Here is a 23,719-nt window from a genome sequence, read left to right on the forward strand (position 1 = left end):
CGCCTTGCGGGCATCCTATAGAGGAACGCGCCGTGAAAGCCCTTCAGCGGATAGCCGCCACAGTCAGCTTCGCCGTACTCGTCTCAGCCACTTCAATGAGCTTCGCCGCCAGTACCGTGATGGTCGGCGGAGCGGAGATGTATCCCACCAGGACCATCGTCCAGAACGCCATCAACTCCAAGGACCACACGACCCTGGTCGCTGCGGTCAAGGCAGCGGGCCTGGTCGATACCCTCAATGGCGTCGGCCCCTTCACCGTCTTCGCGCCCACCAATGCAGCCTTCAGCAAGCTGCCCGCAGGTACGGTCGATACGCTGGTGAAACCTGAAAACAAGGCACAACTGACCAAGATCCTGACCTACCACGTGGTGCCAGGCAATTACAGTTCAGCGCAGCTGATGGCCGATGCCAGGAAGCACGGCGGCAAGGCCACGCTGAAGACCGTTGAAGGTGAATCCCTCACCGTCGCACTGCATGACGGCAAGCTGTGGGTCATCGATGCCAAGGGCGGCAAGGCGGGGATCAGCATCGCCGACGTCGGCCAGTCCAATGGCGTGATCCACGTGATCGACACCGTGTTGATGCCGAAGTAGTTGCAAGCAGCAGGACGTCCACATGAGCGGCAGCCGCATTGCGGCTGCCGCCGTCTCCTCCCATGAATCAGCATCGCGGCTGCGGGGCGATGACGCGCTACCTCATGTATCAGGAGCGTGCAGCGGCGTTGGGGCCTTGGTATCCCTGTCAGTCAGAAGGGGGCCTTGGATTCCAGGTGATTGCCTGACGTCGTAGATCTCGCATTCGGTTGGGTCCATCGGTTCCCAATGCTGGCTCGCCAGCTCAAAGAAGGCAGCGGGTACCTCCATGGGGAACGTTGCGCCTTTCTCGCGACTGCGCTGGCGGACGCGATCACGACGAATGTCATGCGGGGTATCCAGGAGATGCACCACCAGATTGTGGGCCGCCCCCCTGACCTGCGCGTCGAAGAGGGTCTTCGTACCAACTCGAGAACCCACAGGCCGTAATACTCCAGTGGTCAACTTAGAAGCCAGCCAAATTGACCATGAGGGAAGCAGCCATGCAACTGGAAGACATCGAGCGCATAGGCGACTACGTCATGCCGGAGCGCCCTGCAGTACGCTCAGATCTCGCACTGATCTTCGGAACTCGGCACGGAGTGGAGGATTTCTGCCAGGCAGTAGTCACCCTGTGGCACAAGAGAATGTTCCGGAAGGCAGTCGTTTCCGGTGGCATGACCGCAGGTCTTCACGATTCAGAAGCCGAAACCATGGCTACCCGCCTCATGGAGTTGGGAATTCCAGAGCATGTGCTCATCATCGAGCCGTTCGCCATGAACACTGGTGAGAACGTATGGCGCTCGCGCGAGCTTGCCGAGCGCATGCTGCCTCTCGAAGAGAGACGGAGCGTCATTGCCATCGGAAAAATCTGTTCCGCGCGTCGATATCTGATGACACTGGCCCGTCATTGGCCAGGGCCAATCGTTACCGCGCAGTGGGTCAACTATTTCGCGGTGGACAAGAGTGACTGGCACCTGGATCCGGAGTTCGCCGAACGCGTCAGGGCCGAGTACGTGAAGATCCCGCACTACATAAGGAGGGGATTCCTGATCGAGCTTCCAGAAAGCTGATCCAGGTGCTGCCAAGGCACGCTGCACGCATCACGCCACGACGCCGTGTGCTGTTCAGGGCTACCGAGCGGCAACACCGGGCCTGACCAGCCCGAAGTCTCTCAGCGCAACGTAAGGATCCCAGTACTCCCTGTAGGCCATTATCTTGCCGCTTTCGAGCGTTACCATGGAGATATGGTCCTGGCGATAGAGCCAGCCGGCGTGGCCGCCTCCGTGTACTCTCCGCGCACCTGCCGGCGAGGACCAACCAATTCGTTTCTTGCTGCCTTCCTTGTCATGGCAACAAGTGTCCATTGCCTGTCGATGCGCAGTAAATCCCGTGGAACCCTATCGGCGTCCGAGAATTATTTCCAATGTTCTTTCCGCCGACGCGGTAGAGGCATCGGGCCCGACGCCCAAGCACCTGCTTCTTATGGTGGGCCCACCAGGATTCGAACCTGGAACCAAGGGATTATGAGTCCCCTGCTCTAACCGTTGAGCTATAGGCCCTGTAAGGGTTTCAGGCGGTTTTGCGCGGTCGCCGTTGTAATTTCGGTGTAATCGCGTCGCCGGAAAGCTGTTTCTGTAGGGCCGCCATAGCGTCCTGCATCGAAGCCGCGTGAGTGTACCTTTCGGCCATAGCTCTTGTCTTCCAGCCGCCCATTGCTTGGATGGTGGCCGCATCGAGCCCAGCATGCGCAGCGTTGGTCGCGGCGGTGTGCCGCATCGTGTGCGGGGTCACATGCTTGGCGATGCCCGCGCGCTGCACGCACCGACCGAATATGGCATTCATCTGATAGGCCCGGCCACTGCCCGCGCGCTGCGATGGGAATAGGTAAGCCTCAGCCTCCATTCCTTTGATGACCTTGCCAAGGTACTGCGCCAGCACTTGCGGCATGGGCTGCTCGCGCCGGCCAGCCTTGTCCTTGCCGATCCACAGAATCCTGCGCTGCACGTCCACGTCGCCAGCCCGCAGGTTGAGCGCTGCGCTGTGCCGCAGGCCGGTGTAAAGCGTCACCATCACAAACCGATGCGCTAATGGCGACACGTCCTCCTGCGCGGCCAGCAGCAGCCGCTGCGACTCTTCCGGCGTCAGGTACACCAGCTTTCCCTGCGGCTCGCGCTGGCGGGCCAGCAGCGGCGCAGCGTTGAGGATCTTCCGGCGCCGCATCGTGTTGAGCATGTGCAGCAGCGCAGAGCGCTCACGGTTGATCGTGCCCGGGCTGGCGCCCTCGCCCTTCCGGGTAGCCACGTAGGCGAGCCAGTCATCATCGGTCAGCCTGGCCACCGGCCGGCGCCCAAGGTGTGGCTTGATGTGATCGCGGAACCGTCGTTCCTTGGTGTCGATATCCTTGCCGTCATGCCGGCGGAGATAGTCCAGGTAATCGTCAGCCGCCTGCGCGACCGTCTGCGAGGCGTTGCCCTTGCTCCCCTGCACCCCGTGGGACGCGCTGCGCTTGGCAGCCTTGAGCGTGGCCACCACGTCCTCCGCTTGCGTGCGGGTGTACCCCTCCGACTCCAAGCCCACCACCTGGTGATGCCGACGCCTGGCCACCATCACGTTGACCGACCATCGCCCATCGCCATTCGCGGTGCGGGTGTAGGTGATCCCGTGTTCGCTGATCGACTGGCCGGGCTTCAGCGCGCGCTGCGCCGACCTGGTGAGCTTCAAGAAGGCGGCCAAGGACTCGATTCCATCGCGCGGAGGTGGGTCAGCTTCCCCTGCAGGCCGTTCGCAAGCACAGAAATGTCGCCGTTGACCCGCGAAAGGTAATCAACAAGTCGAGCGCGCTCCGCCTTGATCAGATGCTGCTCAGTGATGATCTCAGCCACGTTGGCCGCCATGTCGTCTGCAATCCCATGCGCCTCGGCGTCGACGGGATCAATAGTGGAGTGGTCCTCTATCTCCCGACGCAGCTGCGCCAACTTGTGATCACAGCGTGCGATCTCGTCTGCAAGCGCTTGGCGCTCGGCCGTGCGCGCCTGCAGCAGCGAAGCCTCAAGCACCGATTCAAAGCTGGCTTCCAGGCGCAAGACCAGTTCAGCGGTAAAGCTGCGCCCGGCGTCCTGTGCAGCCTTGGTGATTCGCTCCTTCAATTCGGTCGGGAGGCGGACGTTTGTTTGCTGATCGTCTTTTTTGGCCATGCCGAACGATAGCACGTAGCAAAAGTGCTTGCATATTCCAAAACCGGGGAGTAGCGTTTGCTACGTAGCACTTTTGCTACGTACCCTCGGAAGGAACATGACCAACCCTCAGCCCACGACAGCGCCGGCCGAACGGCTCAGCACGACGGCTGCCGCAGACTGGCTCGGTTTGAGCAAGAGCACGCTGGACAAGATGCGATGTGAGGGGCGCGGCCCCCGATACCTGCGGGTGGGCAAGCGCTGCTTCTACCGGCCGGTGGACCTGGACGCCTACTTGGAGGCCGCGGTTGTGGAGACGGCGGACAGCCGTGCGCTGCCCCGCTGAAAGAGAAACGGCCCACCCGGTTGCCGCCGGAGTGAGCCGTGAAAGCCACGTCCGAACCGACCAAGGAACGAACTGACCATGACGCCCATCGTACACCAACCCCTGCCGGCCGCAATCGGGCATTTCCCCGATGCGCTGCCGGACTTTTCTGACACCGCGCGCTGGGCCCAGGTGCTGGTACAGGACAACCTCAACGCCCCGCGCTATGAGCCGGGCGACCTCCTGCATGTGGACCTGCACCGCAACCACTTCGCCGGCGACGCCTGCTATGCGGTGGAGATTGCTGGGCAGCAGTCGATTCGATTCATCCAAGCCCGCCCCGGTGGCTTGCACGTCTACACGCGCAGTAATCCCGGCGCTGCCTACCCGATCCCTCCCGACCTGCTGGTGATCCTCGGGATGGTCATGTACGCCACCACAACGCGGAGGGTCGGATGAGCGCAACCATCATCCCCTTCCCTGCACACCGCATCGTACGGACTCCGCCGCTTCCCGCGCTGTCTGAGGCTCGCCTACAGGCACTCGCCGAGCGCCTGGCAGCTGCCATCGATCGCGCCCCACCACGCCGACAGGAGCGCGCGCCATGAGCCGCCGTCCTGCGGTTGAACCCATCGCATGCGACTCCTGCGGCAAGCCGCTGCTGCCGGTGTTCGGCACGTTCCATCGGGTGGAGCGGGAGTTCGGCTGGGCATCCCTGCCCTACGTGCTGTGCGGTGACTGCGCTCTGCAACACCGGGGGAACCCTGCCGAGGCCCGCGTGCATGAGTGGATACAGCGCCGTGCAGATCGTGCTGGCGCTGATTGGGGCCGCAGTGTCGGCCAGCTGTTGCAGAGCGCCGCCCGGGTGGTGGCCGCACGGGAGCGCATGCGATGAATCGTGAGTTCTACGTTCAGCTGACGCAGGAAGAGCTGCGATCAACCAGCTTCCGATCATTGGGGCCAGTTGCGTGTGCGCTCCTGATCCAGCTGCGCGCGCTGGAAGCCGGCACAGGGAGCTCCTTGGTATCCCTCAGCGTTCGAGAGGCCCGCAAGCACCTCAACGTTTCGCAGCGCCCAGTGGAGAGGGCATTCAAGGCGCTGGAGGCGCACGGGTGGATTGAAGAGGCGGCAGCAGCACCAAGTCGTCGGCGCCACTACCTGCTCAAGAGCCCGGCCAAGGCATCCCATGGCTAGGCGCAAGAAGGAGAACCGCTGGGAGGATATCGACGGGGGGATGGCCTTCGTCATCCCTTACACGTTACTGCGGCATCCGAACTACACGCGGCTCAGCCCATTCGCGCACAAGCTGGTGCAGGACCTTGCACGACAGTACACCGGCTTCAACAACGGATACCTGTGCGCATCCTGGGCACTGATGCAGGACGCGCATTGGAACTCCGAGAACACCGTCAGGAAGGCCGCAGCGGAGCTTGAGCACTATCGGATCATCGAACGCACCAAGCAGGGCGGCCGGAACGCGGCGACGCTCTACGCATTCACCTGGCGCCGCATCGACTGGAAGAAGGACAGGCCGCTCGACGTGTCGGCCACCGCAAAGCCTTCCGATAGCTGGAAGCACGAGCGTCCTGACTACGTCCGCAGTGCAGGCAAGCGCAAGGGAGCGCGCGCTGGAAAAACGGAATTAGTACAGCGCCCCGTGCTGCAACGTGAAGAAGCTGAGGCGGTATGAAAAACGCAAACAGTGCAGCGCCCCGTGCTGCACCCTACAGCGCCCCGTGCTGTAGTCGCGGACCACGTACAGCGCCCCGTGCGGTAAGAATCCCTGACTACAGCGCCCCGTGCTGTAGTCAGCCCCACTTTGAGGCTGTTCGTACAGCGCCCGGTGCTGTCCTTATAAGTATTACCAGGCGGAGCCCGTTTTCTTTTGTTCCGCTCCACCGCTTTGGCGCTGTTGCTCCCGGCTGTTGCTGTACGTCTTTTCAGGCCTCAGGCCCGAACGGCGCGAACTGCACGGGGCGCACCCCATGCACCCGCTGCACCGGATGCACCACGTTCACCAGTGCACGACGTTCACCACCAGGAGAGCGGCCGATGCCACACAGCAGTAGGGGGCGGCCAAAAGTTGAAGCGACTTCCAGCCCGACACGCGCGCCCCCCTTTCTTCGCGCTTCCGCAGAATTTGAATTTCGGTGCGAGGTCTGTGGTGGACCGCTCCGCGACCAGGCGACCGGCCGACCACGGCGCTACTGCACCGATGCGTGCAGACAGAAGGCACATCGAATTCGGCGCGCGCTGAAGCCCGCGTAACGAAACAGGCATCGCCAAGCAACAACAGCGATAAACTGAGCGCGTCCAAGACAGACTGCCCCACGGGCAAACCTGACACTGGGCCGACACTGCGGCAGAGGCAACGCCAAAGCGCGCTCTGAGACCACTTCACCATGGTCCGGGCGCGCTTGTGCGTTTCTGGACCCCAAATAGGGACCACCCAATGCCTCACCACAACGATTTCCAGCAGATGCGCGACCGCCACGCCAACCGCAAAGCCGCATTCTCGGCACGCGCGGAGCTCGGCAAACTCGGCGTCACCATCGAAGAACCGACTACCGACAAGCCGCTGGACCAGTTGCCGCGCGCTGAAGCACTGGCCTATCGCAACAGCTTGCGCCGTGCGTCCAATGCGCTAACGACCCACGCCAGGGAGAAGGACGAAAACCTCACCGACGGCGTGATGGACGCGTTGGAGTACATCAACAACGCGATCAGCTTGATCAGCGCGGGCATGGATCATCAGGAACAGATGGACCTGACCGCAGCCAACGCGCTGGGCACCATGAGCGAGGGCGAGCGCCTGCGCGACACCGAAGGCCGCCAGATCGGCACGCTGCTCACCGCATCTGACCTGCAGAACCAGGCAACCATCGCGCGGCGCCTGAATGCGATGCGCCCGGACGGCGGCGGCTTCAACAATGGCGATGACCAGGTGAGCCTGTCGGACTTCATCCGCGGCGTTGCCAACATGCGCACCAGCGACGGTGTACGCGCTGCTCTGAGCGAAGGCACGAACACCGCAGGCGGCTACACCGTGCCGACCGTGCTGATGCCGGGCATCCTCAACGCCCTGGTGCCCGCCTCGTCCGTTCTCAGCGCAGGCGCCAACGTCGCCGTGCTGGATACCTCGGCCAGCTCCTTCAGCATCGCGGCAGTGGACACCATCCCCACCCCAGCCTGGCGCCAGGAACACGGCCAAGTGGCTGAGAGCGAGCCGGCGTTCCGCGCGGTCAAGGTGACCCCGCGCAGCCTGGCGTTCCGCTTCAAGATCTCTCGCGAGCTGCTGGCCGATTCGCTGGGCGGCCTGGACGCCGCGCTCCGCACAGCCATTGCCCAAGCGTTCGCCAAGGAGATCGACCGCGCGTCCCTGATGGGCAGCGGCACCGAGCCGGAGATCCGCGGCCTGCGCAACATCCCGGGCATCAACAAGCTGCCGATGGGCACCAACGGGGCGCCGATCACCGACTGGCGCCAGTTCATCCGCGCCCGTCGCCTCATCACCGAGGCCAACGCCCCGGTGCCGGACGTGGCCATCCTGTCGCCGCGCGAAGACGAAACCATGAGCCTGCTGGTGGACACCACTGGCCAGCCGCTGCGCCGGCCGGAAGCCCTGAGCAGCTGGAAGTTCCTCACCACCAGCCAGATCCCGACCAACGAGGATGTGGGCACCGCCACCAATGCGGCCGCCATCTACGTGGGTGGCTTCCAGATGTTCACCATCTACATGCGCGAGTCCGTGTCGATCCAGCTGCTGAAGGAGCTGTATGCCGAGACTGGCGAGGTTGGTTTCATCTGCCATACCCGTCTGGACGTGGCATCGGCCTACCCCAAGGCGTTCACCGTCATCGAAGGCGTGACGGACACCGAGTAAAGGGCGGGGCCAGCCGGCGGTGCCCCTGACAACACCGGCAGCCTGGGCGGCGCCAGCGCGGGCAGCGTCCTCAGCGTCGTGACCAGGCAACGGGAGGGGGGAGGTCGAAACTTGAAGGGCCTCCCCCCTCGACACGCGCGCCCCCTTTTCTTCGCGCTTCCACAGAATATAAATTTCAGGCCGGTACAAGAATCGTTCCGAGCCGTCCAATCCCGACCCATCGCCCCCCCCCTGCAAGGGCATGACCGCCGCACAGGCACGGGTCTGGAAGGAGTGCGCCGCCAACATGCCTTGGCTCAAGGCTGCTCACCGCCTGCTGTTGCGCCAGGTGTGCATCCTGGCCGCTCGCATGGAGACAGGCTAGGATCTCAGCGTGTCATCCACGCACGCGCTCAGCGCGATGCTCTCCAAGCTGGGCGCCACTCCTGTCGATGAGTCGAAGTTCAACCACGATCCGGGCGACGAAGAAGGCGGGAGCGAGTTCTTAGGCGGACCGCCTGGCAGCCGCCTCAACTGAGGAATCAAATGTCCACATCACCCATTTCCTCCGCCCTGCTCGCAGCTGCCGCCTCCTTCGGGGAAGCAAGTCAGCCCCTGCGCAACTTGTTGGTCAACCACTTAGTGGAGACCAGTCCCGAGGCTGTCGAACGGATGGCCGAAGCTTCGCTGGCGGGCCACCGGCTGATGCTCGCGACCGACGCCGACACGCCGGATCCCCAGGTGCGGCTGCTCGTGGTCGATTCAGAGCAGCGCGTCACGCAGATCGCCGCAATCGGCCTATTCCCCCCTTCCGATCTGAGGAACTGACGATGACCGAGCGTCTACGCACAATCCGCCTGTACGGCCGTCTCGGCGCGCGGTTCGGGCGCAAGTTCCAGCTGGCAGTGAACAGCCCCGCCGAGGCCATCTTCGCGCTCAGCATCCTGCTACCCGGCTTCCGGCAGTTCCTGACCGGCTGCAAGGACCAGGGCATCGAGTTCGCGGCGTTCATTGCCGACAGAACCTGTCCAAAGAACAGCTGAAGGACCCGCCAGGTGCGGACGATATCCGCATTGCGCCGGTGCTGGTCGGCTCCAAGCGCGGCGGCGTGCTGCAGACCGTCGTCGGCGTGGTCCTCATCGTGGTGGCAGCAATCGCCGGCCGCCCAGGGGCAGCCGCCGGTGCCGCAAAGTTCTGGGGCGCGGTCGGCCGGCTGGAGCCTGGCCATCGGCGGTGTGGCGCAGATGCTGTCGCCCCAGCCGCGCGGGCTGGGAGCGAAAGAGAGCGCCGAGAACGCGCCGAATTACAGCATGAACGGACCCGTGAACGTGCAGGCCCAGGGCAACCCCGTGCCCGTCGCCTACGCTGGCCACGACACCAAGGGGATGGTGGTAGGGTCCGTGGTGATCAGCGGCGGCATCTACGCAGAGGACCAGCAGTAAGCGTGCTTGGGGCGCGCGCCGACAGGGGACTACAAGCGGCTGAGGCCCAAACAAAAGCCCACCACATGGTGGCGTGCAGCAAGATGGAGGGGATGCCCAGGCCAAAGCCTTGACAAATTCGAGCTAATGCGGCATAGGATATGGATGGCGAATAGGATATGCACAGCGCCGGAATTGAGCGATAATTTCTCGGTTTAACCATCCCTAACGACCTTGCTGGAGGCTCCTATGCTAGAACGCCAGTGGGCCGAGCACCTGATTCAACAGCACTGGGCCCCTCGTCCTACCCCTGTCGACCCCGTCGCCATTGCCCGCGCAATGGGCGTAGAGGTTCGCTTTTGCTCTCCGTTTGAGGATGACTTTGCCTTTGGCGCGAGCGGCACGTTCGAATACGAGGGAAATCGCCCCGTGATCAGAGTTAACGCTGGTGACTCTCCGAATCGCCAGCGGTTCACCATCGCTCACGAGCTTGGTCATCACATCCTGGGGCATGCCGTCGGCGGCAAGCGTTTCCGTGATACGTCGGCGACTTTGAGCGGCGGCAGCTACGATCCGGTTGAGGTTTCCGCCAATCGTTTTGCAGCCGAACTTGTGATGCCCGCTTATTCCGTCAAGGTAATGGTTGAGGACCGTCGCGTTTCGTCGATCGCCGAATTGGCTTCAGCAATGGGCGTGTCAGAGATCGCCATGCAGATTCGACTCAAAAACTTGGGTTACATCAGCTAAAAAACATGATCTCAAAAGACTCGTTTGGCACGCATATGAAGCGCGCATTTGCCAGCTTGTTTCGACAAAGCGGCGACGCGCGTCCTCCGGCGCAAAGCGCGTTGCAAGACGCTGCCCTAACGGCACCTCAACCCATTACACCACCGCCCGCCGCACCTGCGACAACTGACAATGTAGCCCCTCCGGCTGCGGCTGACATCGACAGGCAACTGAAAGACTTCCGCGACGCCCGGCTACAGCGGTGGATTCTCTATGTGTTCTTGATGGGGTTTAGTGCCGCATTTTTATGGCTCTTCCTTCACATCGTGTGTACTGCGTGGGATCAGAAGACCCAACCCGTAATGATCGAGTTCGCGAAGCTTGGCCCGAGCGCCACCACCCTTCTTGGCGCCCTCGTGGTAGCCATCGTCGCAATCCCACTTTCGCTCTGCCTAACCCTGGCCAAGATGGTTTCGGCGCCCAAGCAATCGGGCACCCCTGATGACTCACAGAAGTTCACGAGCGCCCTGTTTGAGCTGGGGAAGGCATTCGCGCAGGGGTTCAAGTCCCTACGCGGGGAATAGGCATTAGCGGCAAATCATCGGGAATTCTGCAAAAACCCCCACTGGCGCGAGCGCCGGCGGGGGTTATTTTGCCTAGAGATTATTCTTGAGCCACGTCACGCCAGACTCTTTGACGCCATAAGTCGCCCACTCCCCGCGAGTGAGCAGCACTACCAAGAGCTCATCGTCCGCATCAAGAAATGGCTTTAGAGCATCCCGGATTGCTACGCAGTTGCCAGGGTGGCTAATCAGCCAGGTCGAATCCAGGTGATGCCACCAGTTTCCAGCACTTATGCCCTTGATCTTCTCGATAAGGCCGTCGTAGTTCTTGCCCGTCTTATTGAGGTCGTAACCAATGAGGTAGACAGCCACAGCCACTCCTTAATGCATGTCTATGCGCGTCATTGCGCGACCTATTCATACAAAAACGTGATGACTGCCGCAACTCGGTGTAATTCCAGTGTAACCGTGGCGGAAAAACCGGCATATGCGATGCAATCGGCTGAAACGGCGATGCACCGGAAACGCCTGAAAAAAGGCCGACTTCTGAGGGGAAAGGCGAAATCCGGCGATGCTGAGAAACGGGGTGGGGATGGATTATGAGTCCCCTGCTCTAACCGTTGAGCTATAGGCCCGGCGCAGCGTCACAGTGTAGTGGAGGCCGCGCTCGATCGGCTACCCGGCGGCGGCAAACGCCTCCGAAATACGCCCCAGCCGCCTCTCCGCCGCTTCCGCGAGCCATACCTGCCGCCTCAGGCATGCCTGGAACAACGCAACCATCCTTCTGATCTGCTCCAGTCCCTGTTGGTTGTCGCCGCTGAAGCCGGCAAGCAATCCGGCCTCCGACAGCGTCAGCAGCGCATACGTCGTACGGCGTGCAAATCCCAATCGATCCTCGCACTCATCCCGCATCACCTCATCCCAGTCCAGCAGCGGCGGGAAATCGGTTTGCACGGGCTCGGGAACATCGTGCTCCACATCCTTCATGGCGTGACTCCAGATGCATGACGAATCAATGCCGCAGGCCGTATGAGTTGCACGTGACCTGCCGCGCGCTTGCATCGGCGCCGGTGATGACCGGCCCGCCTACGGGATGTGTTGAGCATCTGCGCGATCAGCGTGCGACCGTCGCAGGAAAAATTCAAACGGCAGATGCGTCATCGGCAAGCCCCGTCGGGCATGTCCAGGCACCCCAAAAAGAAAAACCCCGCACCAGGCGGGGTTTCTCTCAACGCTTCACCAGCCGCTGGAAATCAATCGATATCCAGGAAGCTGCGCAGCTGCTCCGAGCGGCTCGGGTGACGCAGCTTGCGCAGCGCCTTCGCTTCGATCTGGCGGATGCGCTCGCGGGTCACGTCGAACTGCTTGCCGACTTCTTCCAGCGTGTGGTCGGTGTTCATGTCGATGCCGAAGCGCATGCGCAGCACCTTGGCTTCCCTCGGGGTGAGGCCGGCCAGCACGTCGCGCACGGTTTCAGACAGGTTGATGTTGGTGGTGTTCTCGATCGGGGACTCCACGTTGGTGTCCTCGATGAAGTCGCCCAGATGGGAATCCTCGTCGTCGCCGATCGGGGTTTCCATCGAGATCGGCTCCTTGGCGATCTTCATCACCTTGCGGATCTTGTCTTCCGGCATGTCCATTTCCTTGGCCAGCTCCTCCGGCGTAGCCTCGCGGCCGTACTGCTGGAGCATCTGGCGGGAAATGCGGTTCAACTTGTTGATCGTCTCGATCATGTGCACCGGAATACGGATGGTGCGCGCCTGGTCGGCAATCGAGCGGGTGATCGCCTGGCGGATCCACCAGGTGGCGTAGGTCGAGAACTTGTAACCGCGGCGGTACTCGAACTTGTCCACGGCCTTCATCAGGCCGATGTTGCCTTCCTGGATCAGGTCGAGGAACTGCAGGCCACGGTTGGTGTACTTCTTGGCGATCGAGATCACCAGGCGCAGGTTGGCCTCGACCATTTCCTTCTTGGCCTTGCGCGCCTTGGCTTCACCGTAGGCCATGGCACGGCTGATTTCCTTCAGCTCTTCCAGGTCCAGCTGGGTCAGCTTCTCGATGTCGATCGTCGCCTGCTGTTCGGCGATGATCTGGTCCTTCACTTCGCGCAGGGCCGACGACCACTTCTGCTTGCGCTTCAGTGCGTCTTCCACCCACTCCAGGTTGGTCTGGTTGCCTTCCCAGGAGCGGATGAAGTCCTTGCGCGGCATGCGCGCGGTGACGGTGGCCAGGTTCAGCACGCGTCGCTCATGGGCCTTGATCGACGCCATGGTGTCGCGCAGCTGCTTGGTCAGCACGTCGGTCAGCGGCAGCGGCAGCTTCAGGGTGACGAACACCGCCGACATCTCTTCGCGCAGGCGCGGCAGGTTCTTCTTGTCGCCCTTGGTCGCCGCCTTCTTGAAGGCATTGAAAGCATCGCTCAGCGCCTGCATGCGCGCAGCGACTTCCTCCGGATCCGGACCGGTCGGTGCGGCTTCTTCCTCGCCACCCTCGACGTCATCGTCCTCGTCCTCGTCGCCTTCTGCGTCGGCATCGCTGCTGTCATCGGCAGCGACCGCCGGCGGCGCCGGCTCTTCGTCGGCCAGGTCGTTGAAGCCGACGATCACTTCGGCCAGGCGCTTCTTGCCTTCCTTGTGGGCCTCGTAGTCGGTCAGCAGCGATTCGACCGAAACCGGGAACTGGCCCAGGGCGGCCTGGACCTGCGAAAGGCCTTCCTCGATGCGCTTGGCGATGGCGATTTCGCCTTCGCGGGTCAGCAGCTCGACCGTGCCCATTTCGCGCATGTACATGCGCACCGGGTCGGTGGTACGGCCACCTTCGGTGTCGAGCGCGCTCAGCGCGGCGGCAGCTTCTTCGGCCGCGGTGTCATCGACTTCGCGGTTACCGGTGTTGCCGTCGTTGAGAAGCAGGGTTTCCACATCCGGCGCAACTTCATGGACATCGATGCCCATGCCGTTGATCATGCCGATGATGTCTTCGATCTGTTCCGGGTCGACCATGTCGTCCGGCAGATGGTCATTGACTTCGGCGTAGGTCAGGTAGCCCTGTTCCAGGCCCTTGCTGATCAGTTGCTTGATTTCGGATTGGGCAGGACGTTCGTTGGCCATGTAGTGCTCGCGCCACCGGCTAGGGAGAAATAGGGAACGTAGCATTATACCAGCCCGGGGCCCTGCCTGCCGGGCGGTGGTCCCGGCGGCCTAGGGCCTGAGAAGGAAGGTCACGGGACCGTCGTTGACCAGGCTGACGACCATATGGGCACCAAACCGGCCCGTTTCCACCCCTGGCGCATGATTTTCACGGCAGATGTCGACAAATCGATTGAACCCGCGTTCAGCCTCGTCCGGCGGTGCGGCGCTGGTGAAACTCGGCCGCATGCCCGAACGGGTATCGGCCGCCAGGGTGAACTGGCTGACCAGCAGCAGGCCGCCACCGGTGTCGCGCAGCGACCGGTTCATCTTCCCGGCCTCGTCGGCGAACACCCGGTAACCCAGCAGGCGTTCGGCCATCCGCCGCAGCTGGGCCTCGCTATCCCCCGGTTCCATGCCGACCAGGGCCAGCAAGCCGGGGCCGATCTGCCCCACCACCTCCTCGTCGACATGGACGGCGGCCTGGCTGACACGCTGGATCAGGACGAGCATCGTGGGCTTCCAATGAACGGGGCCGGCCACGATAGCAGCGCCCTTGGCTAAACTGGCGCCGATGAATCCGCAACGCAAAGCCCGGCTGGTCTACCGCGCCACCACCCTGTTCGCCCGCCTGCCCTGGCCGCTGCTGCGGGGGTTCGCACACGCCCTGGCGTGGACGTGGGTTCGTGTCAATGCCCGTGAGAGCCGCGTTACCCGGCGCAACCTCGAACTGGCCTACCCGGAGCTGGACGGTCCTGCACGCGACCGCCTGCACCGCGACCTGCTGCGCTCCACTGCGCTGCAGGCCATCGAGACCCTGCGTTTGTGGAGCCGGCAGCCGGCCGACAACCTGCGGCTGCACCTGAAGCAGCGCCACGGCGAAGCCCTGTACGACGCGGCCCTGGCCAGCGGCAAGGGCGTGATCGTGGCCGCACCGCACTTCGGCAACTGGGAGCTGCTGAACCAGTGGCTGGCCTCGCGCGGGCAGATCGCCATCGTCTACAAGCCGCCGGAAGACGAGGCCAGCGACGCCTTCCTGCAGCTGGTGCGCGGCGGCCAGAACGTGCAGCAGGTACGCGCCGAGGGCCCGGCCGTGCGCCAGCTGTTCAAGGTGCTCAAGGACGGCGGCGCCACCGGCATCCTGCCCGACCAGCAGCCCAAGGCCGGCGATGGCGTGTTCGTGCCGTTCTTCGGCGTGCAGGCGCTGACCATGACCCTGGTCAACCGGCTGGCCGAGCGCACCGGCGCCACCGTGCTGTATGGCTGGTGCGAGCGCATCGGGCCGGACATGGAATTCGCCCTGCACATCGAGCCGACCGACCCGGCCGTGGCCGATCCGGACCCGCAGGTGGCCGCCACCGCGCTCAATGCCGGCATCGAGCGCATCGCCCGCCGCGACCCGTCGCAGTACCAGTGGACCTACAAGCGCTATACGCTGCGGCCACCGGGCAGCGGCGAGGAAGATCCGTATGCGACCGAAGAGCATCCGCACTGACGGCCCCCACGCCCAGGCCCATCCGGCCCCTGCGACCGGCGGCCGCACCACGTTGAATACGACGCCGGCGCCCCCATAGAGACTGCGATGTCCGCCTCCCCCGGTCCCGCCATGCCTGCTGCCTCTTCCCTGTTCGGCGACCCCGCCGCGATCCGCTGCGAACGCGCGGTGGCCGAACTGCGTGCCGGTCGCCCGGTACTGCTCCACGATGGGCAGGGCCAGCGGCTGGCGGTGATTGCACTGGACAGCGCCACTGCCAGCAGCTTCGCTGCCTTCGCCGCTGCCGCACGCGAGCGCCATTACCTGTTCCTGACCGCCACCCGCGCCCGCGTGCTCGGCGTGGAGGCACCGGCAGGCGCACGCCTGCCGCTGGCGGGGGTTGCCTTCGATGCCCTGCCCTCGCTGGGCTACCTCCGCGAGCCCGGCCCGATGCCGGACGACTGGACGGCCGGCGACGCCTTCGATGCCGGCGCGGTGGAGCTGGCCCGCCTGGGCCTGCTGCTGCCGGCCATGGTGGCCGTGCGCCTGGACGCAGCTGACCGCACCTTCGAGGGTGCTGCTGAAGTGGCGCTTTGCGATCTGGCCGAAGGCGCGGCACACGCCGCCCACGATTACGAACTGGTCGCCCGTTCGCCGGTACCGCTGCGCGACGTCGGCATGACCACCTTCGCGGTGTTCCGCGGCGGCGTGGCCCAGCGCGACCAGGTCGCGATCATCGTCGGCGAACCGGACCTGTCGGCGGTGGTGCCGGTACGCGTGCACTCCTCGTGCCTGACCGGCGACCTGTTCGGCTCACTCAAGTGCGACTGCGGCGACCAGCTGCGGCGCGGCCTGCGCAAGCTGAAGGAACTGGGCGGCGGCGTGCTGCTGTACCTGGACCAGGAAGGCCGCGGCACCGGCATCGCCGCCAAGATGCGCGCCTACGGCTACCAGCACGACGGCCTGGACACCATCGATGCCGATGCACAGCTGGGCTTCGGTGCCGACGAGCGCCGCTACGGCAGTGCGGTGGCGATGCTGCATGGCCTGGGCATTTCGCGCGTGGCCCTGCTCAGCAACAACCCGACCAAGGCACAGCGTCTGCGCAACGCCGGCATCGAGGTGCTGGACTGCATTCCGGTCACCGGCGAGATCACTGCCGAGAACGAACACTACCTGCGCACCAAGGCCGATCGTGCCGGCCACATGCTGGATGTGGACGCGCTGATCCAGGCTGCCCAGTAGCGCGGTCGACCTGCTACCGTCTGCGCGGTGCGGCCCTGCCGCCACCGCCCGCCCTGCCACCTGACGGAGCCTGCGTGATCGACGTTCCCCTGACCTCCCCGCCTGCCGATGCCTGGCAGTCGCTGCCGCAGCGCGCCGCCCGCCTGGCCGCACTGGAAGGCGCCTTCGGCGGACTGTTCGTGCCGGGCCTGCCGCTGGCCGCGGCCGCGTGGTTCTTCGAGCTGCCCGGCGGCCTGTGGACGGCCGCCCTTGGGCTGCTGATCGGCATCGTCTTCGGCGCGTGGCTTGGCCACCGGCGCTTGACCCGCACCCGCTGGCGGCTGGATACCCAAGGGCTGGGCCTGCGCCGCGACCTGATGTGGCAGCTGGAAACGCGCATCCCCATTTCGCGCGTGCAGCACCTGGACCTGCGCCGCGGCCCGCTGGAACGCCGTGCCGGCCTGGCCACGCTGATCGTGCACACCGCCGGGACCCGCATGAGCGCAGTGACCGTGAGCGGCCTGGACGAGGCCGACGCCGAGCGCCTGCGTGACACCCTGTCCCATCAGCTCGACCAGGACGCCGACGCCCTGTGAGCCTGCCGCCGCCCCTGCCCGCATCGCTGCCTGCCGGTGGCGAGGACCATCGCCTGCACCCGTGGTCGTGGCTGTTCGTGCTGCTGATGCAGCTGCGCCACTACTTCCTGCCGCTGGTGGCGCTGCTGGTGTTCGGCCAGCGCGGTGACCGCGACCCGATGTGGGCGCAGCTGATTCCGCTGTCGGCGATTGCCGCGCTGGTGCTGGTCTCGGTGCTGCAGTACCTCAGCTACCGCTACCGCATCGGCAGCGACGCGATCACCGTGCGCAGCGGACTGCTGGCGCGCAACCGCCGCGAGATCCCGTTCGCCCGCATCCACAACGTGGAAGTGCGGCAGAACCCGCTGCACCGCCTGTTCGGCGTGGCCGAGCTGCGCCTGGAATCGGCCGGTGGCGTGCGTCCGGAAGCCGAAATGCGCGTGCTGAAGCTGGACCAGGCGCTGGCGCTGGAACGACTGGTGCGCCAGCGTGGGCAGGCACCGCAGGCCGCCGACGTCGTGGCCGCCCCCTCGATCACCGACGCCGACACCGAACAGGTGCTGCTGCGCCTGTCGAGCTGGGACGTGGTGCGCATGGGCCTGCTGTCCAACCGCGGCTGGGCATTGGCGATCGCCGCCTTCGGCGTGCTGTTCCAGACCGTGCCGCGGCCGGTGATGGACGCGGCCATCCAGCGTGGCGGCCGGGAAGCCTTCGGCTACGCAAGCCACCTGCATCCCGGCGTGGCCGGCGCCTTCCTGCTGCTGGCCGCAGCCTTGCTGCTGGGCTGGCTGGCGCTGCGTGCGCTGTCGGTGGTGCTGACCCTGCTGCGCTATCACGGCTTCACCCTCAGCGAGCAGGACCGCCGCCTGACCGTCTCGGCCGGCCTGCTCAGCCGCACACGCAGCAGTGTCGCGCGTCGCCGCATCCAGGCCTGGACGCTGCGCGAAACCACCCTGCATCGCTGGTTCGGCCTGCGCCAGCTGCGCATCGACAGCGCTGCCGGCGGGCCCTCGCGCGACGAGGACCGCGCCCTGCGCGAGCTGGCACCGCTGGCACCGGCAATGCGCTGCGACCAGCTGGTGCAGCACCTGTTGCCTCAACTGCAGTGGCCGCCAGCGCAATGGCAGTCCATTCCGCAGCGTGGCTGGTGGCGGCTGTGCCTGGGCGCGCTGCTGCTGGTGCCGTTGCTGGCAGCGGCCGCGTACTGGCGCTGGGGATCATGGGGCCTGATCGTGCTGGCCTGGCTGCCGGTGGCGCTGCTGGTGGCACATCGGCAGATGGCGCGCATGGGCTGGTATCTGGATGCCCATTACGTGTCCGTGCGCGGCGGCTGGTGGAAGCGCTGGTGGCGCTGGGCCGAGCTGGACAAGGTGCAGGGCCTGCGCCTGCAGCGTTCACCGCTGGACAAGCTGCTCGGCACCAGCAGCCTGCAGCTGGATACGGCCGGTGCGCACGGTGATGTGGCGTTGACCCTGCGCCACCTGCCGCAGGCACAGGCGCAACACGTGATGGAGCAGCTGGCCGCGGCGCTGGCGCGGCGCAAGTTGCGCTGGTAAGCAACACCGGTAGTGCCGGCCGCTGGCCGGCAACCGCAGACATTCCCGAGGTTGCCGGCCAGCGGCCGGCACTACCGCGAGCGGGGTCGGCGAGGCATCAGCGCTGCGGCGGCCCCCAATATCCCAGGTCCTTGCGGATCTGCAGGTCGCGCACCCAGCTGCCGAAGGGCTTGCGCCGCAGCACGCCCATTTCACCGGACAGGAAATCCTCGGTGGCGGCGATCACCCGCTCGCTGGACAGGCCATCGCGGTACGGATGGATGGCGTCGGCGTAGCGCACGATCTCCGCCTGCAGCGCGGCGTCGGGATGCAGCGCGCGCTGCAGCATCGCCGGCAGCTGCGCCGGGTCGTCGAAGTCGATCATGTGCGGCTTGGGCACGCGGTTGCGGAAGGTCACCACCGGCTTGTGCTGGACGATGAACTCCGAAACGATCGACGAGGTGTCCGACACCAGCACATCGGCGGCGCGCTGCGCGGCCATCACCTGCTCCGGCTCGATGAAGCGGGCATGGGCACCGGCCAGCGCGCGGTAGCGCTCGAACAGTTCCGGTGGGCACTTCGGGTGCAGGGTCAGCAGCCAGTAGCGCTCACCGCCAGCGATATCGGCGGCGATCTGCGCATGCAGGTGGGGCGCTGCGCTCAGGCGCTCGGTGAAGGTCGAACCGAACAGGATCACCGGGCGCCCGCCCGCCGCTGCGCGCAGCGCGGCGCTCTCGCCACCGTCGTCGCGGAACAGCGGGTCGAGCTTCGGCCAGCCGGTCTCGGCTACGGCGAAGTGGCCCTGCAGGGCGGCGATCTCACGGAACGGAGCGGTGGTGGCCGGCCCCTGCGTGCAGTACAGGTCGAACATGCCGCGCACCCGGAAGTGGCCGCGCGCACTGTCGCGCTTCTCCACGTTGAAGCCATGGAACAGCTGTACCTTGGCGCCGGACAGGAAGGTCGGCACCCAGTTGGCGGCGCTGAACACGGCACGCGGCCGCATCGCCAGGGCCTGTTTCAGTCCGATGTTGGGCACGCCCGGCAGGCTGCTGGCGGCAGCGCCGTCCTCGAACCAGGCCGCCACCTCCTGCCCGGAGGCGTGCAAGGCCTGCGCCAACGGGGCGAGAATAGGCAGCGCATAGCGCTCCGTCGCAAACAACAGGTACCCGGCCATCATGTCCTCCACGACCGCTCCCATCGAACGGCCTCGCATCTCGGCCTGCATTATCGCGTTCAACGAGGCCGGCCGCATCGGCGACTGCCTGGCCTCGCTGGCCTTCTGCGACGAAATCATCGTCGTGGACTCGTACTCCACCGATGCCACCCTGGCCATCGCCGAGGCCGCAGGCGCCCGCGTGCTGCAGCGCGCGTTCGATGGCTTCCGTAGCCAGAAGGCCTACTGCGTCGAGCAGGCAAGCCACGACTGGGTGCTGTGCCTGGACGCCGATGAGCGGATCAGCCCGGAACTGCGCGCAGCCATCGAACGGGCCCGCGACGGTGGCTTCGCCGGCCATGCCGGCTATCGCTTCGCGCGCCTGTCGGAGTACTTCGGCAGGTTCCTGCGCCATGGCAACGCCTACCCGGACCGGGTGATGCGCCTGTTCGACCGCCGCCGCGGCGGCTGGCGCGGCAAGCGCGAGATCCACGAGGCGGCCAGCGTCGACGGCAGCGTCGGCACCCTGCGCGGCGACCTGATCCATTACCCGTACCGCTCCCTGCAGCAGCAGCTGGCCAAGACCGAGAAGTACGCGCGGATGATGGCCGAGCACGAGTTCGCACGCGGCAAGCGGGCCACGCTGGGCAAGCTGGTACTGGCGCCGGCCTGGCGGTTCTGGCGCGGCTTCGTGTTCCGTGGCGGCTTCCGCGACGGCTGGCACGGCCTGGTCTACGCCTACGTGCGCGCCAACTACGTGCGGCAGAAGACCATCATGCTGTGGATGCTGGGCAACGGCCAGCCCGTGGCCGACCCGCCGAACCCCTGATCGCCGGGGCCCGCCCGGCGCGCCGACGCATCACGAGCCGCCGGTGATCGCCCGGTGGCGCGCGCCTTCGACGATCGACAGGCCGGTCAGCAGCCCGACCAGGGTCACGTAGAAACTGGCCGTCATCTGGTGCGCGAACATCGACTGGGTCAGCCCGCACAACGCGTAGGTGATCACCAGCATGACGCCGGCAGCGGCCGGCCCGCGGAAGGTCGCCCGTCCGCTGCGGCGATGCAGGCGCACGAACAACCACAGCGGGATGCCATACACCGCCAGCAACAGCAGCAGGCCCGGTACACCCTGGGTCGCCGCCCATTCGGCCACGTCGTTGTGGGCATGCCCCAGGTGGCAGCGCAACTCTTCCGGGTTCTCCCGGCAGACCGGCACGCGCTGCATCGCGCTGTCGAAATGACCGATGCCAACACCCACCAGCGGATGATCGAGGAAGGTCTGCCAGGCTACCTGCAGGCGCTCGACGCGGGCACCGGCGGAAGAATCACTGTCGCCCAGCTCCATCCGCTGCACGTCGCTGTGCAGCTCGCTCAGGCGGACCTGGTGGCGCAGCTCCGGCACCGACAGCAGCAGCGTCGCACCGATCGCCAGCATCCCGGCCAGCACCGACAGGCGCGCCGCACCGGTACGCCAGCGCAGGCTCAGCGCCAGCACCACCAGCAGCGCCAGCAAGGCGGCGAACACACCGCGGCTGCCGGTCAGCACGATGGTGCCGCAACCGGCGGCCATGCCGAGGATCACCAGCGACCAGCGCCGCGACGGCCGGCAGAACACCAGCAGCACCATCAACACCATCACGATGTCGGCCAGCACGATGGCGTTGGTGAACAGCTCCGCGCGCGGGGCGCCGCCCAGCACCTGCCACAGCGACATCACGAAGGTGGCGAGCAGGCCGGTCAACGAGCCGTACCAGAGCCACCGCAGGCTGGGACGCAGCGCGCAGATCCACAGCGCGATCCATGGGATCACCACGAATCGCGAACGGTTGTCGACGTCACGCAGGCCCTGTTCGAACAGCACCACCGACAGTACGCCGAGCGCCAGCACCGCCAGCATCAGCCAGACCAGCACTTTCACCGGCTGGCCGGCCATGCCCCGCGCGCGCCACAGCAGCTCCGGCGCCAGCAGGGTGCTGAGCAGCAGCAGGAGACCATACGGCAACAGGTTGATCGGCACGGTCAGCACCAGTGCCGGCAGGCAGAACAGCCCCAGCTGGGCCAGCCCGTGTGCAACCCCGTGACGCCCACCGACGGGAACGCCCAGCGGGTCGCCGGCCATGAGGTTCAGGTTGTCCGGTGAAGCTGGCACGTCGGGAAGTATCGCTGCAATCTGCTGGAAGAATGGGACGGGCCAACGCGGGCCGTCCCAGCCTGCTGTTTTACTGCCTTTGGACCCGCTTGGGCAGACTGGACAAGCGGAAATCGTGCTGGCTAGTCATGTTCCTGCAAACGCCGTTCACGTTCCCGCTCCTCGGCAGTGACCACGCACGGCACCGTCACCGCCGCTGCCGGCACCAGCCACCAGCGCCGCCGGTTGGCCACGCCGGCCAGTTCGGAGCGGTTGCGGTCGACGCACGACAGCATCGCGTACTCGTGGACCAGCAGCCAACGGCGTCCGGGTGCCAGCCGCTGCCAGCGCGTGGCCGCCACCAGCTGCTCGTCCCAGTCAGTCTCGAAACCGAAGGTCGCTGCGGGACGGTCGGCCAGCAGCAGGTGCTGTTCCTTCCAGGCCACCAGCCCCAGCTCGGCATCGGGGCCCAGGCGGGTACCGACCGCGCGCATCAGGCCACGGGCCGAACTGGAATCGTTCAGCAGCGGGTAGCCGACCAGGCTGTACAGCACCCAGACCACCGCCAGGGTCGACACCAGCGCAAGCTGCCGGCGACGGCCACAGGCCAGCAGGCTCAATCCGCCCCACAGGCCCATCGCCAGGATCGTCCACGCCAGCGCGTCGACGGCCCCGGGGGCGAGCCCGCGGCTATGGGTCAGGCGCAGCTCGAAGGCCGGGTCACCCAGCACCGCCATCACGCCAGCCACGGCCAGGCCCAATGACAGCAGGCCGGTGAACAGCCCCACCACGGCCTGCACATCGCGTCGCTTCAGCAACCCCGGCAACAGCGGTGCCAGCACCAGGCAGAACATCGGCAGCGCCGGCAGGATGTAGACGTCGCGCTTGCCGGCGGGAATCGAGAAGAACAGCACCACCATCAGCCACCAGGCCAGCGGCAGCAGATAGCGCGCGTCGCGGCGTTGCAGCCGGCGGCGCCAGGCCGGAATCGCCCAGGGCAGGGCCAGGAATGCCGGGATCCACATCAGCGGCATCGTCGCCAGGAAGTACCAGGCGGGCTGGTGGTGATCCCAGGAATGGGTGTAGCGCCGCGCCGTCTGCTGGAACAGGATATCGTCCATGTAGGCGCGATATTCGTCCGAGCCGGTGGCAAAGCCGGCCAGCAGCATCGGCGCCAGCCACAACGACACCGCCAGCAGGAAGGCCAGCGGCGCCAGCCAGAAGCGCGCGTCGCGCGCGTGCAGGCCCACCCGTGGCCACCGCAGCGCCGTGGCGATTGCCGCGGGCACGATCATCAGCAGCGCCAGCATGCCCACGCCCTTGGTGATCACGCCGATGCCGGCGAAGAACCAGCCCAGCCACCACCAGCGCCAGGCCGGCCCCAGCAGCAGGTGGCGCAGCAGGCCGTAGTTGGCCAGGGTGATGAACAGCAGCAGCAGGGGATCGATCTGCGCCTTCTTCGCCTGGAAGGTGAACTGCAGCGCGAACAGCAGCGCCCAGCCGGCATACAGCCCCACCCGCCGCGTCCACAGCCGCCGGCCCAGGTCGACCACGCACCACAGCGTGCCCAGTGCCGCCAGCAGCGACGGCAGCAGGAAGGCCACGCGCCACTGCCCGACCAGGCTGTACAGCGTGGCCTGCCACCACATCAGCATCGGCGGCTTGTCCGAGTACAGCTCGGTCCCGCGGTGCGGGAACAGCCAGTGGCCGCTGTCGAACATCTGCTTGGCCACCAGCGCGAAGCGCGGCTCGTCCGACGGCCACGGATCACGAAGGCCCAGCCCGGCCCCCAGCACCAGCAGGGCCATCACCACGAACAACCACGTCTCGCGCGACGCGCGGGATTTCAGCATGGGACTC

Annotated in this window: 28 protein-coding genes and 1 tRNA gene; 19 read left to right on the forward strand and 10 right to left on the reverse strand. The window is 65.7% G+C overall.

The features are described 5' to 3' along the window. Positions 1-32: 32 nt before the first annotated feature. Positions 33-593, forward strand: a complete 561-nt coding sequence (locus AC5P56_RS01645) for a fasciclin domain-containing protein (RefSeq protein WP_046432710.1) — start codon at positions 33-35, stop codon at positions 591-593. A 482-nt stretch (positions 594-1,075) separates the two neighbouring features. Further along, positions 1,076-1,645 (forward strand): YdcF family protein, encoded by a 570-nt coding sequence (locus AC5P56_RS01650; protein ID WP_046432713.1) that lies wholly within the window; start codon positions 1,076-1,078, stop codon positions 1,643-1,645. 413 nt (positions 1,646-2,058) lie between these two features. Here AC5P56_RS01650 and AC5P56_RS01655 read toward each other — a convergent pair. The 3 genes from AC5P56_RS01655 to AC5P56_RS01665 all read right to left on the reverse strand — a co-directional run bounded on the left by AC5P56_RS01655 (position 2,059) and on the right by AC5P56_RS01665 (position 3,784). Continuing rightward, positions 2,059-2,134 (reverse strand) — tRNA-Ile (locus tag AC5P56_RS01655). A 10-nt stretch (positions 2,135-2,144) separates the two neighbouring features. Beyond that, positions 2,145-3,308, reverse strand: a complete 1,164-nt coding sequence (locus AC5P56_RS01660) for a tyrosine-type recombinase/integrase (RefSeq protein WP_495231413.1) — start codon at positions 3,306-3,308, stop codon at positions 2,145-2,147. Beyond that, a complete protein-coding gene (locus tag AC5P56_RS01665; RefSeq protein WP_495231414.1) occupies positions 3,293-3,784 on the reverse strand; it encodes an Arc family DNA-binding protein in 492 nt (163 codons plus the stop codon). The genes AC5P56_RS01660 and AC5P56_RS01665 overlap by 16 nt, the downstream gene beginning before the upstream one ends. An 82-nt stretch (positions 3,785-3,866) precedes the next feature. Between AC5P56_RS01665 and AC5P56_RS01670 the strand changes: the two genes are divergently transcribed. The 12 genes from AC5P56_RS01670 to AC5P56_RS01725 all read left to right on the forward strand — a co-directional run bounded on the left by AC5P56_RS01670 (position 3,867) and on the right by AC5P56_RS01725 (position 10,666). Beyond that, on the forward strand, positions 3,867-4,094 hold the full coding sequence (locus AC5P56_RS01670) for a helix-turn-helix transcriptional regulator (protein WP_495231415.1): 228 nt from the start codon (positions 3,867-3,869) through the stop codon (positions 4,092-4,094). Positions 4,095-4,172: 78 nt separating this feature from the next. Beyond that, entirely contained in the window at positions 4,173-4,532 is a 360-nt protein-coding gene (locus AC5P56_RS01675) for a hypothetical protein (RefSeq protein ID WP_495231416.1), read from the forward strand. Positions 4,533-4,677: 145 nt separating this feature from the next. Next, positions 4,678-4,968 (forward strand): hypothetical protein, encoded by a 291-nt coding sequence (locus AC5P56_RS01680; RefSeq protein WP_495231417.1) that lies wholly within the window; start codon positions 4,678-4,680, stop codon positions 4,966-4,968. Then, entirely contained in the window at positions 4,965-5,267 is a 303-nt protein-coding gene (locus tag AC5P56_RS01685; RefSeq protein ID WP_495231418.1) for a hypothetical protein, read from the forward strand. Before AC5P56_RS01680 ends, AC5P56_RS01685 begins: the two co-directional genes overlap by 4 nt. Continuing rightward, the gene (locus tag AC5P56_RS01690; protein WP_495231419.1) at positions 5,260-5,763 is read left to right on the forward strand and encodes a hypothetical protein; all 504 of its coding nucleotides are present in this window, start codon (positions 5,260-5,262) and stop codon (positions 5,761-5,763) included. The genes AC5P56_RS01685 and AC5P56_RS01690 overlap by 8 nt, the downstream gene beginning before the upstream one ends. Before the next feature lie 762 nt (positions 5,764-6,525). Continuing rightward, on the forward strand, positions 6,526-7,956 hold the full coding sequence (locus AC5P56_RS01695) for a phage major capsid protein (RefSeq protein WP_495231420.1): 1,431 nt from the start codon (positions 6,526-6,528) through the stop codon (positions 7,954-7,956). A gap of 373 nt (positions 7,957-8,329) precedes the next feature. Further along, positions 8,330-8,473, forward strand: coding sequence for a hypothetical protein (locus AC5P56_RS01700; RefSeq protein WP_495231421.1), 144 nt, complete (start codon positions 8,330-8,332; stop codon positions 8,471-8,473). A gap of 8 nt (positions 8,474-8,481) precedes the next feature. Then, positions 8,482-8,763: a hypothetical protein gene (locus tag AC5P56_RS01705; protein WP_495231422.1), complete on the forward strand. Its 282-nt coding sequence runs from the start codon at positions 8,482-8,484 to the stop codon at positions 8,761-8,763. Positions 8,764-8,765: 2 nt separating this feature from the next. Continuing rightward, positions 8,766-8,978 (forward strand): hypothetical protein, encoded by a 213-nt coding sequence (locus AC5P56_RS01710; RefSeq protein ID WP_495231423.1) that lies wholly within the window; start codon positions 8,766-8,768, stop codon positions 8,976-8,978. 267 nt (positions 8,979-9,245) lie between these two features. Continuing rightward, positions 9,246-9,377, forward strand: coding sequence for a hypothetical protein (locus AC5P56_RS01715; RefSeq protein ID WP_495231425.1), 132 nt, complete (start codon positions 9,246-9,248; stop codon positions 9,375-9,377). Positions 9,378-9,605: 228 nt separating this feature from the next. After that, on the forward strand, positions 9,606-10,103 hold the full coding sequence (locus AC5P56_RS01720) for an ImmA/IrrE family metallo-endopeptidase (RefSeq protein ID WP_495231426.1): 498 nt from the start codon (positions 9,606-9,608) through the stop codon (positions 10,101-10,103). A 5-nt stretch (positions 10,104-10,108) separates the two neighbouring features. Further along, complete coding sequence (locus AC5P56_RS01725) at positions 10,109-10,666, forward strand: hypothetical protein (protein WP_495231428.1); 558 nt, start codon at positions 10,109-10,111, stop codon at positions 10,664-10,666. Between the two features lie 72 nt (positions 10,667-10,738). Here AC5P56_RS01725 and AC5P56_RS01730 read toward each other — a convergent pair whose 3' ends face one another. The 4 genes from AC5P56_RS01730 to dtd form a co-directional block, all read right to left on the reverse strand. Further along, on the reverse strand, positions 10,739-11,017 hold the full coding sequence (locus AC5P56_RS01730; protein ID WP_495231429.1) for a hypothetical protein: 279 nt from the start codon (positions 11,015-11,017) through the stop codon (positions 10,739-10,741). A gap of 303 nt (positions 11,018-11,320) precedes the next feature. Continuing rightward, positions 11,321-11,632: a hypothetical protein gene (locus tag AC5P56_RS01735; RefSeq protein ID WP_046432715.1), complete on the reverse strand. Its 312-nt coding sequence runs from the start codon at positions 11,630-11,632 to the stop codon at positions 11,321-11,323. Between the two features lie 266 nt (positions 11,633-11,898). Further along, a complete protein-coding gene (gene rpoD / locus AC5P56_RS01740; RefSeq protein WP_014648552.1) occupies positions 11,899-13,752 on the reverse strand; it encodes an RNA polymerase sigma factor RpoD in 1,854 nt (617 codons plus the stop codon). Between the two features lie 90 nt (positions 13,753-13,842). After that, positions 13,843-14,283 carry a D-aminoacyl-tRNA deacylase gene (gene dtd, locus AC5P56_RS01745; RefSeq protein WP_014648553.1) on the reverse strand — a complete coding sequence of 147 codons (441 nt, stop codon included), beginning with the start codon at positions 14,281-14,283 and terminating at the stop codon, positions 13,843-13,845. 61 nt (positions 14,284-14,344) lie between these two features. On the opposite strand from dtd, the gene AC5P56_RS01750 reads away from it, so the two are divergent. The 4 genes from AC5P56_RS01750 (at position 14,345) to AC5P56_RS01765 (ending at position 18,599) form a co-directional block, all read left to right on the forward strand. After that, a complete protein-coding gene (locus AC5P56_RS01750; RefSeq protein ID WP_049439254.1) occupies positions 14,345-15,265 on the forward strand; it encodes a lauroyl acyltransferase in 921 nt (306 codons plus the stop codon). A gap of 87 nt (positions 15,266-15,352) precedes the next feature. Then, positions 15,353-16,489, forward strand: a complete 1,137-nt coding sequence (gene ribA, locus AC5P56_RS01755) for a GTP cyclohydrolase II RibA (protein WP_041863895.1) — start codon at positions 15,353-15,355, stop codon at positions 16,487-16,489. A gap of 74 nt (positions 16,490-16,563) precedes the next feature. Continuing rightward, positions 16,564-17,064 (forward strand): PH domain-containing protein, encoded by a 501-nt coding sequence (locus AC5P56_RS01760; protein WP_014648556.1) that lies wholly within the window; start codon positions 16,564-16,566, stop codon positions 17,062-17,064. Beyond that, on the forward strand, positions 17,061-18,599 hold the full coding sequence (locus tag AC5P56_RS01765; RefSeq protein WP_495231430.1) for a PH domain-containing protein: 1,539 nt from the start codon (positions 17,061-17,063) through the stop codon (positions 18,597-18,599). The genes AC5P56_RS01760 and AC5P56_RS01765 overlap by 4 nt, the downstream gene beginning before the upstream one ends. Before the next feature lie 97 nt (positions 18,600-18,696). Here the strand turns inward: AC5P56_RS01765 and AC5P56_RS01770 are convergent, their stop codons facing one another. Next, positions 18,697-19,755 (reverse strand): CDP-glycerol glycerophosphotransferase family protein, encoded by a 1,059-nt coding sequence (locus AC5P56_RS01770; protein WP_346601340.1) that lies wholly within the window; start codon positions 19,753-19,755, stop codon positions 18,697-18,699. Here AC5P56_RS01770 and AC5P56_RS01775 point away from each other — a divergent pair. Continuing rightward, a complete protein-coding gene (locus AC5P56_RS01775; protein WP_046432729.1) occupies positions 19,754-20,560 on the forward strand; it encodes a glycosyltransferase family 2 protein in 807 nt (268 codons plus the stop codon). The genes AC5P56_RS01770 and AC5P56_RS01775 overlap by 2 nt on opposite strands. A 30-nt stretch (positions 20,561-20,590) precedes the next feature. On the opposite strand, the gene AC5P56_RS01780 is transcribed toward AC5P56_RS01775, so the two are convergent. Next, positions 20,591-21,850 (reverse strand): O-antigen ligase family protein, encoded by a 1,260-nt coding sequence (locus AC5P56_RS01780; RefSeq protein ID WP_046432731.1) that lies wholly within the window; start codon positions 21,848-21,850, stop codon positions 20,591-20,593. A 152-nt stretch (positions 21,851-22,002) separates the two neighbouring features. Next, the gene (locus tag AC5P56_RS01785) at positions 22,003-23,712 is read right to left on the reverse strand and encodes an ArnT family glycosyltransferase (RefSeq protein ID WP_049439261.1); all 1,710 of its coding nucleotides are present in this window, start codon (positions 23,710-23,712) and stop codon (positions 22,003-22,005) included. Positions 23,713-23,719: the final 7 nt, after the last annotated feature.

The sequence above is a fragment of the Stenotrophomonas sp. YJH_SMC_131 genome (assembly GCF_059367975.1).

Bases quoted from the DNA above. Each gene is read 5' to 3' on its own strand.
- AC5P56_RS01780 (WP_046432731.1), bottom strand. From the start codon at position 21,850: ATGGCCGGCGACCCGCTGGGCGTTCCCGTCGGTGGGCGTCACGGGGTT.
- AC5P56_RS01725 (WP_495231428.1), top strand. From the start codon at position 10,109: ATGATCTCAAAAGACTCGTTTGGCACGCATATGAAGCGCGCATTTGCC.
- AC5P56_RS01680 (WP_495231417.1), top strand. From the start codon at position 4,678: ATGAGCCGCCGTCCTGCGGTTGAACCCATCGCATGCGACTCCTGCGGC.
- AC5P56_RS01770 (WP_346601340.1), bottom strand. From the start codon at position 19,755: ATGATGGCCGGGTACCTGTTGTTTGCGACGGAGCGCTATGCGCTGCCT.
- AC5P56_RS01670 (WP_495231415.1), top strand. From the start codon at position 3,867: ATGACCAACCCTCAGCCCACGACAGCGCCGGCCGAACGGCTCAGCACG.
- dtd (WP_014648553.1), bottom strand. From the start codon at position 14,283: ATGCTCGTCCTGATCCAGCGTGTCAGCCAGGCCGCCGTCCATGTCGAC.
- AC5P56_RS01715 (WP_495231425.1), top strand. From the start codon at position 9,246: ATGAACGGACCCGTGAACGTGCAGGCCCAGGGCAACCCCGTGCCCGTC.
- AC5P56_RS01710 (WP_495231423.1), top strand. From the start codon at position 8,766: ATGACCGAGCGTCTACGCACAATCCGCCTGTACGGCCGTCTCGGCGCG.
- AC5P56_RS01685 (WP_495231418.1), top strand. From the start codon at position 4,965: ATGAATCGTGAGTTCTACGTTCAGCTGACGCAGGAAGAGCTGCGATCA.
- rpoD (WP_014648552.1), bottom strand. From the start codon at position 13,752: ATGGCCAACGAACGTCCTGCCCAATCCGAAATCAAGCAACTGATCAGC.
- AC5P56_RS01705 (WP_495231422.1), top strand. From the start codon at position 8,482: ATGTCCACATCACCCATTTCCTCCGCCCTGCTCGCAGCTGCCGCCTCC.
- ribA (WP_041863895.1), top strand. From the start codon at position 15,353: ATGTCCGCCTCCCCCGGTCCCGCCATGCCTGCTGCCTCTTCCCTGTTC.
- AC5P56_RS01775 (WP_046432729.1), top strand. From the start codon at position 19,754: ATGTCCTCCACGACCGCTCCCATCGAACGGCCTCGCATCTCGGCCTGC.
- AC5P56_RS01720 (WP_495231426.1), top strand. From the start codon at position 9,606: ATGCTAGAACGCCAGTGGGCCGAGCACCTGATTCAACAGCACTGGGCC.
- AC5P56_RS01785 (WP_049439261.1), bottom strand. From the start codon at position 23,712: ATGCTGAAATCCCGCGCGTCGCGCGAGACGTGGTTGTTCGTGGTGATG.
- AC5P56_RS01735 (WP_046432715.1), bottom strand. From the start codon at position 11,632: ATGAAGGATGTGGAGCACGATGTTCCCGAGCCCGTGCAAACCGATTTC.
- AC5P56_RS01750 (WP_049439254.1), top strand. From the start codon at position 14,345: ATGAATCCGCAACGCAAAGCCCGGCTGGTCTACCGCGCCACCACCCTG.
- AC5P56_RS01650 (WP_046432713.1), top strand. From the start codon at position 1,076: ATGCAACTGGAAGACATCGAGCGCATAGGCGACTACGTCATGCCGGAG.
- AC5P56_RS01675 (WP_495231416.1), top strand. From the start codon at position 4,173: ATGACGCCCATCGTACACCAACCCCTGCCGGCCGCAATCGGGCATTTC.
- AC5P56_RS01690 (WP_495231419.1), top strand. From the start codon at position 5,260: ATGGCTAGGCGCAAGAAGGAGAACCGCTGGGAGGATATCGACGGGGGG.
- AC5P56_RS01695 (WP_495231420.1), top strand. From the start codon at position 6,526: ATGCCTCACCACAACGATTTCCAGCAGATGCGCGACCGCCACGCCAAC.